This is a genomic window from Enterococcus sp. AZ156 (assembly GCF_051714165.1).
Taxonomy (GTDB): domain Bacteria; phylum Bacillota; class Bacilli; order Lactobacillales; family Enterococcaceae; genus Enterococcus_B; species Enterococcus_B pernyi.
In genome coordinates this window covers 1,887,386-1,904,078 of sequence record NZ_JBIORI010000001.1, presented here as the reverse complement: position 1 = coordinate 1,904,078, position 16,693 = coordinate 1,887,386, and the positions used below count along the sequence as shown (strand labels likewise).

The 16,693-nt window shown below is 37.2% G+C and carries 20 protein-coding genes, 1 other RNA gene and 2 pseudogenes; 20 read left to right on the top strand and 3 right to left on the bottom strand.

Annotated elements, in window-relative coordinates; translation table 11 throughout:
* Positions 1-48 precede the first annotated feature (48 nt).
* The 13 genes and pseudogenes from IGJ95_RS09065 (at position 49) to IGJ95_RS09005 (ending at position 8,892) form a co-directional block, all read left to right on the top strand.
* Complete coding sequence (locus tag IGJ95_RS09065; protein ID WP_438761757.1) at positions 49-960, top strand: hypothetical protein; 912 nt, start codon at positions 49-51, stop codon at positions 958-960.
* Positions 961-1,231: 271 nt separating this feature from the next.
* Positions 1,232-1,417 carry a hypothetical protein gene (locus tag IGJ95_RS09060; protein WP_023519925.1) on the top strand — a complete coding sequence of 62 codons (186 nt, stop codon included), beginning with the start codon at positions 1,232-1,234 and terminating at the stop codon, positions 1,415-1,417.
* Between the two features lie 56 nt (positions 1,418-1,473).
* Positions 1,474-2,600: pseudogene (locus IGJ95_RS09055) on the top strand (IS3 family transposase).
* A gap of 320 nt (positions 2,601-2,920) precedes the next feature.
* Positions 2,921-3,097, top strand: a complete 177-nt coding sequence (locus IGJ95_RS09050; protein WP_010735074.1) for a hypothetical protein — start codon at positions 2,921-2,923, stop codon at positions 3,095-3,097.
* 272 nt (positions 3,098-3,369) lie between these two features.
* On the top strand, positions 3,370-3,642 hold the full coding sequence (locus IGJ95_RS09045; protein WP_309296175.1) for a Fic family protein: 273 nt from the start codon (positions 3,370-3,372) through the stop codon (positions 3,640-3,642).
* Between the two features lie 265 nt (positions 3,643-3,907).
* The gene (gene budA / locus IGJ95_RS09040) at positions 3,908-4,615 is read left to right on the top strand and encodes an acetolactate decarboxylase (protein ID WP_010735076.1); all 708 of its coding nucleotides are present in this window, start codon (positions 3,908-3,910) and stop codon (positions 4,613-4,615) included.
* Between the two features lie 85 nt (positions 4,616-4,700).
* Complete coding sequence (locus IGJ95_RS09035; protein ID WP_153829722.1) at positions 4,701-5,189, top strand: GAF domain-containing protein; 489 nt, start codon at positions 4,701-4,703, stop codon at positions 5,187-5,189.
* Positions 5,190-5,331: 142 nt separating this feature from the next.
* A complete protein-coding gene (locus IGJ95_RS09030; protein ID WP_023519921.1) occupies positions 5,332-5,595 on the top strand; it encodes a hypothetical protein in 264 nt (87 codons plus the stop codon).
* A gap of 285 nt (positions 5,596-5,880) precedes the next feature.
* Entirely contained in the window at positions 5,881-6,285 is a 405-nt protein-coding gene (locus IGJ95_RS09025; protein ID WP_019724433.1) for a MarR family winged helix-turn-helix transcriptional regulator, read from the top strand.
* 31 nt (positions 6,286-6,316) lie between these two features.
* Positions 6,317-6,955 carry a nitroreductase family protein gene (locus tag IGJ95_RS09020; RefSeq protein WP_010735080.1) on the top strand — a complete coding sequence of 213 codons (639 nt, stop codon included), beginning with the start codon at positions 6,317-6,319 and terminating at the stop codon, positions 6,953-6,955.
* Between the two features lie 21 nt (positions 6,956-6,976).
* Complete coding sequence (locus tag IGJ95_RS09015) at positions 6,977-7,264, top strand: putative quinol monooxygenase (protein WP_023519920.1); 288 nt, start codon at positions 6,977-6,979, stop codon at positions 7,262-7,264.
* A gap of 227 nt (positions 7,265-7,491) precedes the next feature.
* Positions 7,492-7,859: a transfer-messenger RNA gene (ssrA, locus tag IGJ95_RS09010) on the top strand.
* 304 nt (positions 7,860-8,163) lie between these two features.
* On the top strand, positions 8,164-8,892 hold the full coding sequence (locus tag IGJ95_RS09005; RefSeq protein ID WP_153829724.1) for a response regulator transcription factor: 729 nt from the start codon (positions 8,164-8,166) through the stop codon (positions 8,890-8,892).
* Here IGJ95_RS09005 and citG read toward each other — a convergent pair.
* The 3 genes from citG to IGJ95_RS08990 all read right to left on the bottom strand — a co-directional run bounded on the left by citG (position 8,847) and on the right by IGJ95_RS08990 (position 12,022).
* Positions 8,847-9,743 (bottom strand): triphosphoribosyl-dephospho-CoA synthase CitG, encoded by an 897-nt coding sequence (citG, locus tag IGJ95_RS09000; RefSeq protein ID WP_153829725.1) that lies wholly within the window; start codon positions 9,741-9,743, stop codon positions 8,847-8,849. The genes IGJ95_RS09005 and citG overlap by 46 nt on opposite strands.
* A complete protein-coding gene (locus IGJ95_RS08995) occupies positions 9,736-10,431 on the bottom strand; it encodes a GntR family transcriptional regulator (protein ID WP_438761755.1) in 696 nt (231 codons plus the stop codon). Before IGJ95_RS08995 ends, citG begins: the two co-directional genes overlap by 8 nt.
* A 244-nt stretch (positions 10,432-10,675) precedes the next feature.
* Positions 10,676-12,022 carry a CitMHS family transporter gene (locus IGJ95_RS08990; protein ID WP_438761753.1) on the bottom strand — a complete coding sequence of 449 codons (1,347 nt, stop codon included), beginning with the start codon at positions 12,020-12,022 and terminating at the stop codon, positions 10,676-10,678.
* Between the two features lie 399 nt (positions 12,023-12,421).
* Between IGJ95_RS08990 and IGJ95_RS08985 the strand changes: the two genes are divergently transcribed.
* The 7 genes and pseudogenes from IGJ95_RS08985 to citE all read left to right on the top strand — a co-directional run bounded on the left by IGJ95_RS08985 (position 12,422) and on the right by citE (position 16,692).
* Complete coding sequence (locus tag IGJ95_RS08985; RefSeq protein WP_023519914.1) at positions 12,422-12,742, top strand: hypothetical protein; 321 nt, start codon at positions 12,422-12,424, stop codon at positions 12,740-12,742.
* Between the two features lie 19 nt (positions 12,743-12,761).
* Positions 12,762-13,157, top strand: coding sequence for an acetyl-CoA carboxylase biotin carboxyl carrier protein subunit (locus IGJ95_RS08980; protein ID WP_023519913.1), 396 nt, complete (start codon positions 12,762-12,764; stop codon positions 13,155-13,157).
* A 72-nt stretch (positions 13,158-13,229) separates the two neighbouring features.
* Positions 13,230-14,344 (top strand): annotated as a pseudogene (locus tag IGJ95_RS08975) (sodium ion-translocating decarboxylase subunit beta).
* 15 nt (positions 14,345-14,359) lie between these two features.
* Positions 14,360-14,485: an OadG-related small transporter subunit gene (locus IGJ95_RS08970; protein ID WP_267463338.1), complete on the top strand. Its 126-nt coding sequence runs from the start codon at positions 14,360-14,362 to the stop codon at positions 14,483-14,485.
* Between the two features lie 16 nt (positions 14,486-14,501).
* The gene (citC, locus tag IGJ95_RS08965) at positions 14,502-15,512 is read left to right on the top strand and encodes a [citrate (pro-3S)-lyase] ligase (RefSeq protein ID WP_438761751.1); all 1,011 of its coding nucleotides are present in this window, start codon (positions 14,502-14,504) and stop codon (positions 15,510-15,512) included.
* On the top strand, positions 15,509-15,817 hold the full coding sequence (citD, locus tag IGJ95_RS08960) for a citrate lyase acyl carrier protein (protein ID WP_010735091.1): 309 nt from the start codon (positions 15,509-15,511) through the stop codon (positions 15,815-15,817). Before citC ends, citD begins: the two co-directional genes overlap by 4 nt.
* A complete protein-coding gene (gene citE / locus IGJ95_RS08955; protein WP_077151152.1) occupies positions 15,805-16,692 on the top strand; it encodes a citrate (pro-3S)-lyase subunit beta in 888 nt (295 codons plus the stop codon). Before citD ends, citE begins: the two co-directional genes overlap by 13 nt.
* The last annotated feature ends 1 nt before the right edge of the window (position 16,693 follow it).

Sequence of the window (16,693 nt, the reverse complement as noted above, 5' to 3'; positions counted from 1 at the left end):
ATTTCAGGATTTACAATTCGTGCAAGAATGAGAGAATAGGACAAAATGATGTATGAGCAAAAAAAATTGGAAGAATACAAAAGCTTGGGATATTATTTAGAAAAAATACGTAAGGGAAAGCACATCCCATATCGCGTTTTTAAAGAAAATGGTTTGTCTGTTTCTACATACCAAAGGGTTGTAAAAGAAGAGGCTGATTTAAAGCTATCTGACTTAGCAATCATAACAGAGGTACTTTGTTTATCGCCATTAGAAGTAAACATGGAAGCAGAAAATGCCTCGTTGACAGTAAGTTATCGCAAACGATTCATACAATTTCTGGAAACTGGGGAGTTTGAGGAGGCACAAAGAGTTTATAAAGGATTTAGGGAGTATATTGATTCTACCTCCTTTACATTAGGAAAACTATCAGTCATGTATATGTTCCAAGCTTTATTACTCTTGCATCATCCTCAGACTATAGTTACAAAAGAGGAAGCATTAGCAACTGAAAATGAAATTTTAAAGCGACTAGAAGAAGCAGAGGTTTTTACGCTTTTTGATATTGAATTTTTGGCCTTGCAATATCAATTAAATTTACAACGGATGGATTCCAACCTTTTCTTGAGATTACTCAGAGAAACAGATATCCAAATGACTGATTTTAGAACCAAATTAGTTCTTGATAATTTTTTTATTCAATTTACGCTGACAGTATTAGAACAAAAAAGGATGAAAGAGTTTAACGTTTTTAAAAAAATTATTAGCGATAAAGAATTCTTTCATTCGGATTGGTTTTTGTCAGTATTTAAAAGGACACTGGATACTCTAGAGAGAGGTTTTGTTTATGGACAAGTAGAGAAAATGAAAATCGAACTCTCAAAACAAAAAGAGGCTTTAGAGATAATATTAACTCGAGAAGAGTATATGAAAATTGCAGAGTTTTTTACCAATTTACTAAAGCTAAGTAAAGAATTGTAAAGCACGAGGGGCAAGTCCTCCGTGCTTTTTTTATCCTCAAAGTGAGACATTACCGAGAAATATAGCAGTTTCATACATACGCGATTCCTCAAAAGAAATATTTGGTCAATTTGAACAAGTTGTGCGCAGAGGGGGGAGATTTTTGTAAAATAATATTGTAAAAAACAGTATGTCTTGTTTGTGTTCTCTGGTGTAGTCTTTTTCGTTCGTGGGGCCTGTATAGACAAATAAGACAAACTACATTTAATTATAAATACTAGGAGAGTTTTTTATGAAGAAAAAACAGAAAAAAGTTTTGAATCACTTGCTTGCATGCTCTGCACTGCTCGTTTTGGGTGGTCCAGTTGTTGGTCAAGCTGTAATCAATGTTCCAGTTGCCCATGCAGATACAAATGCAAATCCAGTTGCTGATAAGACAACAATGCGTTCAATTACTGGTGTTAGTATCAAATCTTAGACATCTTTTCTTAGAGCCAGAAATAAATTAAACTTATCTACGAGAGGATGGATTTTATGACCCGATACGAAGAAAATTTCAAACAGATGATTGTTGAGCTGAATTAAACTGGACGTTCTGTTCGAGGATTGGCGAAAGAATATGGCTTATCTGAAGCAACGATTTACAAATGGAAAAATTTATATTTACCAAATCAGTCCACAGGACTGACCGGAAAAGAAGCGGCTGATTTGAGAAAAGAAAATGCTCGTTTGAAAGAGGAACTTGAAATATTAAAAAAAGCCGCAGCCATATTCTCTCGAAAGACCTAAAGTCACTTGTTCGATTCATTGAAAAATGGTGTAAGGAGTACACTGTTTCTTTGTTGTGTCGGTTATTAGAAATTCCTAGAAGTGTCTACTATTTTTATAAAAATAAATCGTTAACAGCTACAGAAGTCAGAAATAACCAATTGAAAAAGAAGATTTCAACGATCTTTTTTGATCATAAACAGAGATATGGTGCAACAAAAATCCATCAAGTGTTGCTAAAATAAGGAATTTCAGTATCTCTTAATCATGTAAAAAAACTGATGAAACAATTAAATCTAAGGTCAATTGTGGTTAAGAAATACAGACCTCAACGGCCTGTTCAGCCGGTTTTTTTAAAAGAGAACATCTTAAATCAGGACTTTTCTACTAAAACTATCTGTGAAAAATGGGTAGCTGACATCACCTACATTCCAACTAAGAAAAATGGTTGGTGTTACTTATCTTCGATTATGGATTTACACATGAAAAAGATTATTAGCTATACATTTTCTAAACGAATGACTGTCGATTGTGTGTTACAAACATTCAATCAAGCAAAGCAACGGTACTACATTCCAGAAGGAATGATTCTACACACTGATTTAGGTAGTCAATATACAGCAATCGAAGTGGAAAATTGGCTTGAAAACAATAAAATAAGGCATTCCTATAGTCGCAAAGGAACACCATATGATAATGCAGGAATTGAGTCCTTCCATGCATCATTGAAAAAAGAAGAAGTATACACAACGACTTACTCAGACTTCGAAGAAGCGAATCGATCTTTATTTAGCTACATTGAAGGATTTTATAATCGTAATCGAATCCATAGTTCGATTCATTACTTAACTCCACAGGAGTTTGAAGATTTAGAAACAGAGAAAATGTCTTAGCAGTCTCTACTAAAATATGTCCAAGATATTGACTCAAATCCAATATCTATCACAAAATGATTTATTGGTAAATCATTTTATTGGAACTTATTTGAAAAAAATGAAATAAGTAATAAGCTTAATATTATTTAGGAAAAGTAAATATTTAGTATAATTCTAGAACCTATGATGAACAGTGTTTTCATTTTTGAATTTTGTAATGATCGAGAATATTTAAACTAACCATTTCTTTTAACTGTTATGTGTTTTTCGAATAGATGACGGGAATCTTAAGCTAAAAAATGCTATAATCAAAGAAGAACATAAGGGAGGATAAGCTAATGACTTTAGATGTAAACAAAGAAGAATTGACTATTATGGGCGTGAAATTCGATAGTTTTCGACTATTCAAAAGTGTTTGGTATGCAATCAGTACAAATATGATTGAAGGTTGTATTCCCAAAGTAAAAGAGGTTATTCGATTGCGTGAAGAAGCCATTGTATTAGGTATTTCATAATGGCTAGAAAACAATATGAAGATCCTGATAATATTTATACTTCCCCAAATTCAAAAGTATCAATAAATAAACTTGATGAGTAAGACTTTGAAAAATTGCAACAAGCAGAATACAGAATGGTTGCTTCTCAAATCTTAAAATTAATTGCACAACCGATTGAAGTTCATTCAATGAAAGATATACTAAAAATTCATGAGTTTCTTTTTCAAGATTTGTACTAGCGGGCAGGGTAGTACTGGAAAGGGAACATTTCAAAACAAGAGCATGCTTTTATGGCGATGCAATCGTTTGGAACAGCTGAGTCATATATGAACTCTTTAATTCAAGATTATTATAAGAATGCAAATACAAGGGACAAAGTTATTAGGCATTTAGCGTCAATATTAGCTAATGAAAATTATTTGCACCCTTTTCGTGAAGGAAATGGGAGGACTCAGCGTGAAGTGATTCGATCCCTAGGCTTAGCTAAGGGTTATGATTCGGAATTTAATGTTGAACTTGATGATGAGATTTATAATTTATCTCTGGATGGGACTGTTCATTGAGATATCAAGAAGTTGGAACAATTGGTCGATAAAATTTTAGTGAAAATCAACTAATTTTAGAAACTTTTAGCAGACCTTTCAAAAATATAGGAAGAGTATATCTACACCAAACCTCAAAATTAGCTTGCCCATACTTGTCAAAAAACCATGCTCATTTCATACTCATATTCGAAAATAGACAAAGATATGGCAGAAAAACGCTGATTTAATCGGAATCAGAAACGAATTAACATTACCAGACCAATTTTACTAAGGGGATGTTCAGATGACAGAGAAAGTATTATATCAACATGGTACATTAGGTGCGCTAATGGCGGGACTGATGGACGGGACTACTTCCATTGCGGGGGTCTTGAAGTACGGTACACTAGGTCTTGGAACATTACATGGGTTAGACGGCGAAGTGATATTTTTAGACGGTGAAGCCTATCAAGGTAGATCAGATGGTGCATTGATCCATTTGTCCGGAGAAGAGTCCACTCCTTATGCGGCAATCACTGCATTTTCAGCGGACCGTTCATTTACAGTCCAACATCTATCTAGCGAAGCATTAAAAGAAAAAATCCTGAAGGACGAAGCAGGGAAAAATCTCTTTTTAGCAGTCAAGATCAGCGGTTTATTTAAAGATATGCATATCCGGATCATGCCAAAACAAGAAAAACCATATCGACGCTTAGCGAAGATCTCAGAATCCCAGCCAGAGTTTCATCGATCAGATATTCAAGGGACAATTGTTGGGTTTTATACACCGGAATTATTTCAAGGGGTGGCTGCTGCAGGCTTCCATTTGCATTTTATTGACGATGAGAAAACATTTGGAGGGCATATCCTCGATTTTACTGTGTCGCAAGGAACAGTAGAAATCAGTCAAATGGAATCTTTGGTGCAACATTTTCCGACGAATGATCCGACTTTTATCCAAAATGAAATCGACTATGCAGATCTAGCTGCTGAAATCGAGCAAGCAGAATGATCTAGTCATTAAGAAACAAAAATAAAACCATAGCGTTGCTCCTTGAATTAGGCTATAATTTTGGGCATAGAAGGAGTGATTTTGGATGTTATGGACAGAAAAAGAAAAAAGAGATGCTTATGAAATTTTGCTACTCCAACAAAAAGGACTTTTAGAAGCAGAAGACAACTGGTTGGCCAATTTAGCTAATTCCTCTGCATTATTGAATGAAACATTACCTCAAACAGTCTTTGCCGGCTATTATTTATATGATGGACAAGAATTGATTTTAGGCCCTTTCCAAGGTAGAGTGTCATGTACCCGTATCAAAATGGGAAAAGGTGTTTGTGGCGAAGCAGCAGAAAAACAAAAAACATTGATCGTTGCGAATGTGAAAACCCATGAAAATTATATTTCATGTGATTCAGCCGCACAATCTGAAATCGTAGTACCTATGATCAAAGAAGGTCGATTGATCGGAGTACTTGATATCGATTGTGGTGTGACCGAGGGCTACGATGCTTTAGATCAAGAATTTTTGGAACAATATGTTGAGTTATTGTTAGGTGATTCTCCTGTAAATGTTATGAAATAAAGTGAAAAAGAGTTGAAAAAAGGTGTTTAATCACTTTTTTTCAACTTTTTTTTAATTTATTGAATATTTTTTGTTTTCATAATCTAATTTTAATGTTATTATCATTTTATAAAATATTAAAGAACCAAGAGGAGAATGAGTTATGACAAGCGAAACAATCGTTTTAGGACAAAAATATGTATGTTATCCAATCGGCATCAAAAATAAAGTAGTCGGAGAAGTAATTGGAAAATTAGAAAACTGTGTGATTATGAGTGTAGAGGAATATGATCGTACAGATCACTTAGATATTCTAGAGAAATGTGGGAAAGTTGTCGCAAAATATACAGATATCTTTGAGTTGAGTCCCGTTGAACAGGTCTTTCAGTCACCAACCAAGCTGTACACACAAGCAATGGTATCTTAAAGTGATGAATACGCCTATCGCCTAGCAGGAAGTCTGATTTGAATAAGCTATTGTTAATTATCAGACTTCCTTTAATTTGCATACATAATAGAAGCAATTGAACATTCATACATAATCGTTAAGAAATAGAATACTCGAATACAGACAGTTGAAGAAGGGGCAAGTTAAAAGGGAAAATAACTTTTAACTTGCTTCTTTTTCTTTTTACTTTACAAAAGGAAGTAAATGATTTATATTATTGACAAGTCAATAATTGATTAGTCAAAGATAGTAGGAGGCAACATTATGGAGCTGAGAAAGTTAAGTCAATTGCTTTATCAGATAAAAATCATCAGTCAAGAAGGAACAGCTTTATTTGAAAAAGAAACTGGATTTAGTTTAACGAGGTACGAGATCTTGATGTTCTTACAAGAAAACGGGGAATGTTTGCAAAATAAGTTACAGAGCGATTTAAAAATCGATTTGGCAGCTATTTCACGTCATCTAAAGATATTAGAACAAAAAGGATATGTGATCAGAAAAAGAAATGAGAACAATAATCGTGAAGTATTCGTTTCTTTGTCCGATAAAGCAGTGAATGAATTGACCGAGTGTGAAAAAAATCATCAAGAATCAGATGACTCCCTGTGTGTTTCGCTATCAGATGAAGAAATCGATCAACTGACTAAATTACTAGATAAATTATACTAAAAATCAAAACGAAGAAAGAAGCGGTTAAGTAATGAATAAAACTCTAGCAAACAATGATTTTTCTGATATCGTCTTTGGCAGAAAATCAATCCGTGTGTACGATGAAAATGTGAAAATCCCTCATGAAGAAATGTTGGAAATGATCCAAGAAGCAACAACAGCACCATCTTCTGTGAATCTACAACCTTGGCGCTTTGTAGTAGTTGAAAGCGAAGAAGCAAAAGCGAAATTGAAACCATTGATCCGTTTCAACACAAAACAAAATGATACATCATCTGCCATGGTCTTGATTTTTGGTGATATGAATTGCTATGAATACGGAGAAGAAATCTATGATCAAGCTGTGGAAGAAGGCAAAATGCCAGCAGAAGTTCGTGACGAACAACTAGCAGCGATCATTCCTTATTACAAAAATTTCACACGTGAACAAATGAATGACGTAGTGAAGATCGATTCAAGCTTAGCAGCTATGCAATTTATGTTAACTGCACGTAGCCATGGATATGATACAAATCCAATCGGCGGATTTGAAGCAGACCAATTAGCCGAAGCTTTCGATTTGGACAAAGAACGTTATGTCCCTGTAATGATCTTGTCAGTTGGTAAAGCAGTCGATCAAGGCTACGAATCTGTTCGTTTAGCTTCAGAAAAAATCACTTCTTTCAAATAGAAAGAAAAAGGAGACGGACGAATGATCATCATCAATGCAAAATTTACCATCAAAGAAGCAAAACGCGCTGAATTTTTAGAAGAAGCGACACAATTGATCGAAGCGACTAGAAAAGAAGATGGCTGCTTGAGTTATCAATTGTATGAGTCAACGGAACAAGTAAATGTCTTTGTGATGGTTGAAAACTGGCGTGACGAACAAGCAATCGAAGGACATAACCAAAGTCCATTGTTGCAACAATTGTTCAAAAATATGCCTGAATATGCAGAAAAAGAAACAGAATTGAATGTCGCGAAAACACTTGCTTAAAAGGATTCGCTGACACGTTCTTTTGCGATCGAAGCAGCTAAAGTAGAAAGAACGTTCACTTTAAGAGGGAGCAAGAAAAGTCTGATGTCTATTCATCCCTAAGACCTTTCTTGCTTCGCTCAAGAAGTGAAGCATCTACTCGAAAAGCAAACAACCATATTGAAAAAAAACTACATATATGGTATATTATGTAAGTATCTTGAAAATACCGTAACCCATTTTATTAAGGGGACGTTACGGATTCGACAGGCACAGTTCGAGCTTGAATTGCGTTTCGTAGGTTACGTCTACGCTAAAACGTTACAGTTAAATATAACTGCTAAAAACGAAAACAACTCTTACGCTTTAGCTGCCTAAAAACAGTTAGCGTAGATCCTCTCGGCATCGCCCATGTGCTCGAGTAAGGGTCCTAACTTTAGTGGGATACGTTTCAACTTTCCGTCTGTAAGTTGAAAAAGAGAACATCAGACTAGCGATACAGAATGCCTGTCACTCGGCAAGCTGTAAAGCGAACCTCTAAATGAGTTGACTATGAACGTAGATTTTTAAGTGGCGATGTGTTTGGACGCGGGTTCGACTCCCGCCGTCTCCATTCGGAGAAATCACACGATTTAGCTGAACGCTAGAATCCTTTTTATGAAGGATTTTAGCGTTTTTAGTTTTCAGTTTTCAGTTGTTCTTGCTTTTATGAAAATTTATCTAGGTCAAAATCCAGGTCAAAAATGTTTTTATATTGTATTTTCTTTTTTGAAGTCGGAAAATCACCGTTTCTTTGCGTATAATAGAGTTGGAGGATGAATTGTGATATTATGATCAATTACTTTTTTTACTTGAATAAGTAAAATACAGGTCATAGTGTATTTTTTAACCTATGGATGCTCTAGGCAGGAGGAAAGAAAATGAGAAATGAGAAGATATTGGCGATCGATGAAGATCTAACATTTAGAAGAATGATTTGGAAGGCCTTACAACCAGCTGGTGTATTGATCTATCAAAGTGATTGCGTCGAAAAAACACTGGATATCATGTCTAGAGTGACTTTTGATCTATATCTCTTAGATATTCGTTTAGCCCATCAAACAGATGGCTACCATATTGTTCAACTCATCCGAGAGCAAGACAGTCTTTCTCCCATCGTTTTTTTTACCGAACAACAAAATGAGATTGAAATTATCACTGGATTGGAGATGGGAGCAGATTATTACATCACTAAACCATTCAATCCGACACTGCTAAAGGCGCAAGTTCTCGCTATTTTGGACAGACACAAGGTACTTAAAGAACAAACGACAAAGTGCAAAAAAAATAAAATCAGTATAGGTGATTTTTGCTTTGACAAAGCGCTTTATCGTTTATATAAAAAAGGCAAATCCATTGAGTTGTCTTCAAAAAAAATCAAGCTGATGCAATTCTTTATAGAAAATCCCGAACAGGTTTTTTCAAAGGAACAAATTTATCAAAGTGTTTGGAATGACAGTGAGCTGGATGCCAATACCATTATGGTTTTTATCAATCACTTACGAAACAAAATCGAAGATGATCCAAAAAATGTCCAGTACCTCAGAACGGTTAGAGGACTTGGTTATATTTTCTTACCCTCTGGTAAAGAAAGTAATCCTTCTAATTGAGCGAAAAAAATACCTAATGAAAGTAAATCTGCTGCACCACCAGGACTTAGATTGCGTTTGGTCAATCGTTGATCATAGATCGTTAATTCATCAAGTAGCTGCTTCCGTGGAAGCTTTGCTTGATGAATTTTTTTTGTCTCTTGTTGTACTTTTTGCCACTCCTGAATACCGCCTCGGTGAAGTATATTCCCGTCTTCGATTTCGCTCATCAATAAAACCAAGGCACGTAGAAAGACTTCATCGGGCGCATGATAGTTTGCTGAACGTAAGTAGGGAAGAAGAATGGAAGCAAGACTGGGATAACACTGAGCAGCTTCGCCACGAATACCTGAAATACCATGCACCAAAAAAAGCTCTTCCCCATGTGTACGCTGTGTCTTCCGCGCTAAATCATGAAAATCCTCTTTGATCAAATCATGGGTCAGTTCTCCGGTAAGCTTTAAAATTTGCTCCGTCTGTTTGGCGTTTAATGGAAGTCTTTGGATAAAGCACTGTTGCATGTGCCAACCGATCGCGCCCAAGATGACAGCAAACGAAAAATTCGCTCCTTTATGTGTGTTGATGTCATTTGTTGCGTCAAGCATTGCTTGCTCTGCTTGATATCCAGTCTGCCTTAGCTGTTCAAATAATGATTTCGTGTTTCCTTTATGGGTAAGACCTAATGCGATATATTTTTGAAAAAAAGGTGTTAAGGTTTGGATACTTATTTGAAAAGTCTGAAAATCCATATCTGTATGCGCACCATTTGAAATAGGATCGACTAATCCTGGTTTTGGACTTAATGCTACTTCGTAAAACAAAGCATGCTGTGCAGCCTGTGCGATCGTACCGATCAGTTTGTAGTCAGTCAATTTTTCTACGCTCCATTTCAGCTAAAATAAATTGTAATGAACGATCTAAATGCTCGTGGGTGATCAAAGTGATTTGTTCTGCATTTTTTGTTTGCATCCCGCGATAGATCAGCCAATGTTCTTCAAGGGATTTATCCCTGCGTCTGGATGAACGAATGGCGATATCGCGAAAATAAACGAGGTAAGCTTGTAACTCTAAGACAATGGATTTTAAACGGAGCATTTGGCTTTTTTCATAGATGAACGTATTGAAGTCCGAAAAATTTTGCAAGACTTTTTCTGTTTGATCTGCTTGATTATAGCTTTCGCCTCGTAATAATAGTTCTTTCAGCTCAATGAAATCTTCTTTTGTCATCTGATTCATTGCTTTGATCGTGGCAAGTGTATCTAAAGATTTACGGATATCATAGATTTCGTAAGCGTCTTTTATGCGGATACCTTTGACGACGATGCCGATTTTGGGTACGTGTTCAACCAATTTTTCATTGACTAATTGTTTCATTGCTAAGCGAATAGGTGTACGGCTGATATTCAATTCTTCGGCTAAGACTTTTTCGTTGATCCGCGTATTGGCAGGGATATCGCCAAGAATGATCGTTTTACGAAACGCTTCATAAATAAGCACATTCAATGTCTTATTTTGTGTGAGGTCCAAATTTTTACGTAATGCTTCAACAACCTTGTTCATTTCTTCTCCCCATTTCTACTTTTGCTATAAAAAACTAAGTCAATGAATAAGTCTATCATGCTTTATCCTTCGCCTCATGAGAAATGACTAAAATGTGAGTGACTTTTATTTTACAAATCGGAATAAAGTGTCCGTTTGGAAATCTCTGAGAAATTGTTCCGTAACATCGAAAAAGAGAGGATCAATTGTTTTCTACTATTACGGAGCACTTCTCAGAGTGGACATCTACTTTAGACGGTTGTTTTTATTGGGAAATATAAAATGGCATATAGCCAAAAAGAAAAATTGTGACGACAAAAATAGTAAAAATACCCAAGGCATATTTTCCAGCTTCTCGTTGCCATTTCCCCATATCCAATCCGGTCAAACGTAACAAAAGATAGATAAAAGCGACTAAAGGACTGAGCAAATGGAAGGCTTGACCCATCAAAGAGGCGAGAGCCATTTGCATATTCGTAAAGCCATAGGTATGTCCGGCTTCTGCTAAAACGGGTAATACACCGAAATAAAAACCGTCATTTGAAATAAAGAAAGTACCGGGCGCTGAAATCAACGCAATGACTAATCCCCAGAATCCTGCTAGTTGTTTTGGAATGAGATAAGTAAAGCTATTCGCGAGTGCTTCAGCCATACCGGAACCTTGGAAAAGCCCCATGAAAACTCCTGCTGCAAAAACTAAAATCACGACTTGCACTGCATCGCCACCATTTGCACCAATACGGGCGGATTGATCTTTTAGATTAGGGTAATTGACCATTAAGGCAATGCATGTTCCTACTAAAAATAATAAAAGAGATGGTAAGGCAATCGAAGAGATAAACGAGCTTGCAACCAACCAGGCAATCAACACGATCGTGAGTATCCCATTGAATACAAAATTTTTAGGACAGCGCATTTTGACTGTTTCAGGATCGGTGATTTTAGTGATTTCTTCAATTTCCTCATTTGATAATTGGGTAATACCTAAACGGTCACGTTCTTGTTTTCCCATCCGGCGTGCAACGAAAAAAATGACATAAAGCAAAGACAAGATCATTCCAGGAGCTAGGTAAGACAAGATATCCGCATCGACTTCCAATACTGCCATCGCTCGAGCGGTCGGTCCACCCCAAGGTAATAGATTCATGATGGTATTTTGAAGAATGATCAATACCCCTAAGTTCATCATTTTCATGTTTAATTTTTTATAGATAGGAATAAAAGCGGAACAGCAAATCAACGTAGTCGTTGTCCCATCGCCATTCAGCGAAACGGTTGCGGCAACGATCGCAGTTGCCATTAAAACTTTCATCGGATCGCCTTTGGCAAAATAAATCATTTTTTTAGTGATTGGATCAAATAGACCAGCGTCTAACATGATTGAAAAATATAAAATGGCAAATAATATCATGATTCCTGTATTTGAAGTTGTTTTGATGCCTTCTAATACAAAATCGCCAATATTTCCTTTCTTTGAAGCACCAGAAATCATTGCAATTAAGGTAAATAAAAGTGGAATAACCACAAGGGAAGTAAAAGGGGACATTTTCTTTTTCATGATGACATACATGAAGATAATGATCATTGCATAAGATAAAACGGTTAGTAACATACGCTTCTCCTTTTCTGATTGCATTGTTTGTAAGCGGTATCAAAATTAGATGGGTAGAAAATTATTCTTAGGACAGAAAGAGTTGTGTGTTTCTAAAATTGACGCCTCCTTGACGACTCTAGGATAAGCAATATTTTAAAGGGAAGATAGATGAAGTAAGAAAAAAGAACATGAAAAAAACAATTTGGTCTACCTAATCTTATCGAATGCTTAATAGTACCTTAACAGAACATTAATTCATCGGAAAAAGCTTTTATATCAATGTTTGTATTGCTTTTTTTGCCTGATTCAAGAAAAAGAAACAACAAAAAAACAATCTTATATCAGTTTGGAAAACATAATTGGTTGAATCATCCTATAATAAAAATAAGGACAGAAAAGAAGAAAGGAGCAAGAAGTATGTGGCTGTTTACAAAACGAAGAAAGAAGCAACAACCAGCAGTGAAGCCCAATCCCACAATAGTAGAAAGAGACAATGAAAAGCCAGAAAAAATGAAACCGGTTCCTGCATATATTGATGCTGCGCCAGCTGATATTCAGCTTGTCAGCGTGGTAGCTGCAAGTTTAGCAGCAGAATATGATCCGGAGAGTCGATTCATTATCAAAAAAATCAAGCAGAGAAATCCGGAAGCAATTTTGGTTTCACTGATTGCTACAGGTGTAGCAGCGGGAGTCAATCCAAATAGTCAGTTTATTATACGAAAAATAGCCAAAAAATAAATGTTTTGGAGGAGAAAAAATGTTGCGGAAATTCAAAATCTCAATTGATGGAAAAGAATATTTAGTGGAAATGGAAGAAATCGGTGGAAGTCCGCAAACGAATCCAGTTCCAACACCAGAACGATCTACACCAGTTGAAGCGGTCATACCATCAGAGGTCTCAACAACTGTACCAGAAACGAAATCCTCAGTCGGAGCGGGAGCGGATGCGATGACTTCGCCGATGCCAGGCACGATTTCTCGTTTATTAGTTACAGTTGGGGAGGTAGTGGAAATCAATCAACCTTTGATGATTTTAGAAGCGATGAAAATGGAAAATGAAATCGTTGCTGGAAAAGCTGGTCAAGTGACTGGAATCCATATCAGTCAAGGAGAAATGGTGAATCCTGGTGATCCACTTATCACGATTAGTTAAATGTTCGCTTTGAGAGTAGAGTCATTTTGGTGACTCTTGGTATTCAGTATTAAGTAAAAGGAAGTGACATCTGTGGAAACACTTATTGAAGGAGTTATTGGCATGGGGCAAGAGCCGGGACGCATCGTGATGATGGTGATTGGCGGAGTCCTCATGTACCTTGGGATAAAAAAAGAATATGAACCAACGTTACTCGTACCGATGGGGTTAGGTACGATCTTAGTTAATTTCCCTAATTCAGGTGTGCTGAGTGCCGGTGGTGAGGCCGGCGCGTTCCAAATTTTGTTTGATATGGGGATTACGACGGAGCTATTTCCGCTCTTATTATTCATTGGTATTGGTGCAATGATCGATTTCGGTCCCTTGTTACAAAATCCATTTTTATTACTTTTTGGAGCCGCCGCACAATTTGGGATTTTCTTTACGATCATCGTAGCGATCCTATTAGGTTTTGATTTGAATGATGCAGCTTCTATTGGCATCATCGGAGCAGCGGATGGACCAACTTCCATTGTTGTCGCGAACACGTTGAATTCGAAATATATGGGTGCCATCATGGTGGCTGCCTATTCGTATATGGCCCTCGTGCCAATCATTCAGCCAGTTGCGATCAAAGCTGTGACGACTAAAAAAGAGCGACGTATTCGAATGAATTATCGTGCAGGGGAAGTGTCGCAAACAGCAAAAATCCTCTTTCCTTTAGTTATTTCAGTCGTCGCTGGTTTGATTGCGCCTGTCTCTCTGCCACTTGTTGGGTTTTTGATGTTTGGAAATTTGTTGCGAGAATGTGGGGTATTGGATCGTTTGTCGATCACTGCTCAGAATGAGTTAGTCAATCTCATCAGCATATTATTAGGGATCGCCATTTCGGTCAAAATGCAGTATGAAGAATTTTTACAGATCGATACGTTGATGGTTATCGGTCTAGGGCTGGTTGCTTTCATTATGGACTCGATCGGTGGAGTATTGTTGCTAAATTGTTAAATTTATTCCGAAAAGAGAAAATCAATCCAATGATCGGAGCAGCAGGAATCTCTGCTTTTCCAATGTCTAGTCGCGTCATTCAGAAAATGGCAACAGAAGAAGACCCACAGAACTTTATTTTGATGCACGCAGCTGGAGCCAATGTATCTGGTCAGATTGCTTCAGTGATTGCCGGCGGCTTATTGCTCGCCTTATTGGTATAAGAAAGGAGAAAAACGATGTCAGCAGAGTTAATCAAATCTCTTGAACTACTAGTTTTAGGATGGGGTGGCGTATTCGTTGTTATCTTGATCATTTATCTTGCTTCGATGCTATTGAGTCGCTTGTTTCTAGTAAGAAAATAAAAAGAAGGTCTTGTACATGTATACAATCAAAAGATTATGGTTGGAAAAGGACGCTCAAGTCTATCAACAATGGCTGGAGCTGATCGAAAAATCCGGTCTCACATTGAATGAAAAGGTTGACTATACCGTTGGGATCTATCAAGAAGAGCAGCTGATTGCCACCGGTTCTTATGAGCGTAATATTTTAAAATATTTGGCTGTTGCGAAAGATTTCCAATCAGAAAATTTGTTGACGAAGCTCGTTCAGCAATTAATTGATCATTTATCCGAAGAAAACAAAAGGCATTTCTTTGTCTACACAGATCCTAGTAATCACTCCATTTTTCATGCTATGGGATTTAAAGAGATCATTGCCACTGAAACCATATTGTTTATGGAACAAGGTACACCTGACTTTCAAGATTATCTTGCCATGTTGAAGGCAAAAAAGAAAAAAGGTACAGGCTGTGGGATTGTGATGAATGCCAATCCTTTTACAAAAGGACATCAGTACTTGGTGGAGTGCGCAGCCAAACAAGCAGACCAAGTCTACCTTTTTATCCTTTCAGAAGATTGTTCAGAATTTTCCTTTTCCGAACGGTTCGAAATGGTCAAGCAAGGGGTCGCGCATGTAAAAAATGTCACGATTTTGCCGACTGAAGATTATCTGATTTCTTCCGCCACATTTCCTGCCTATTTTTTAAAGGAACATGCTACAGAAGAAGCGGCAAAAGCGCAAGGTACTTTGGATGCGCTACTTTTTAAAGAAAAAATCGCATCGATACTTAAAATTGAAAATCGGTTTGTCGGTGAAGAACCCTACTCTAAGGTAACTGAAATCTATAATGAAACGTTGAAAAAGGTATTTGGAGAATCGCTTTCTTTGATCGTCCTACCACGCAAACGTATCAAAAGAGTAGCAATCAGTGCAACAAAAGTCCGAAAAGCCTTACAAGAAGATGACTTGCAGACATTACAAGCGTATTTGCCTGCTTCGACTTATAACTATATCAAAAATCATAAACGTAATAGAGGTGACAGGAAGTGAAAATTTATCAAAGTGCAGTGGCTGGAACAATTGAATCCAGTGATATCATGATCACGATCGATCCAAAGATAGAAAAAGGCATTGAACTTTCCTTGACAAGCAATGTCGAAAAACAATTTGGTCACCAAATCAGAAAAGTCATTATGGACACCCTTCAACAGTTAGGCATTGAAGCCGCCAAAGTAACAGCTGTCGATAAAGGTGCGCTTGATTGCACGATCCAGGCAAGGACGATTACAGCAGTCCATCGAGCTGGAAAGCAAGAGCGCTATGATTGGAAGGAGATCAATTCATGGAACGTTTAAGGAGAACGATGATGTTTGTCCCTGGTGCAAATGCAGCGATGCTGAGAGATGCGCCATTATACGGTGCAGATTCACTCATGTTTGATTTGGAAGACGCCGTATCCTTAAAAGAAAAAGATTCGGCACGCTTGCTCGTTCATATGGCATTAAAAACATTTGACTATAGCAAAGTAGAAACGGTCGTTCGAATCAACGCATTGACGGCTGGAGGTGACCAAGACATTGAGGCAATGGTATTAGCAGGGATCGATGTCATTCGCTTGCCAAAAACAGAAACCGCACAAGACATCATCGAGGTTGATCAGGTCATCACTTCAGTGGAAGAAACCTATCAAATCCCAATGGGAACCACAAAAATGATGGCAGCGATCGAATCTGCAGAAGGGGTATTGAATGCAAGAGAAATCGCTAAAGCTTCCAAACGGTTAGTTGGCATCGCGTTAGGTGCCGAAGATTATGTGACCAATATGAAAACCCAACGATATCCAGATGGGCAAGAATTGTCTTTTGCCCGAAATATGATCCTTCATTCAGCCAGAGCTGCTGGTATTGCAGCAATCGATACTGTCTATTCAGATGTTGAAAATTTTGAGGGATTTCAAACAGAAGTTCGTCTGATCAAGCAACTAGGCTTTGATGGGAAATCAGTGATCAACCCACGTCAGATTCCATTAGTCCATGCTATTTATGAACCAACAGAAAAAGAGATCCAAGCAGCGAAAGAAGTGATCTGGGGTATCCAAGAAGCGGAAGCAAAAGGTTCAGGCGTGATTTCTGTGAATGGCAAGATGGTGGACAAACCAATCGTCGAGCGAGCAGAAAGAGTGATTGCTCTTGCAAAAGCAGCGAAGTTGATCAGAGAGGAGGAAATCTAGA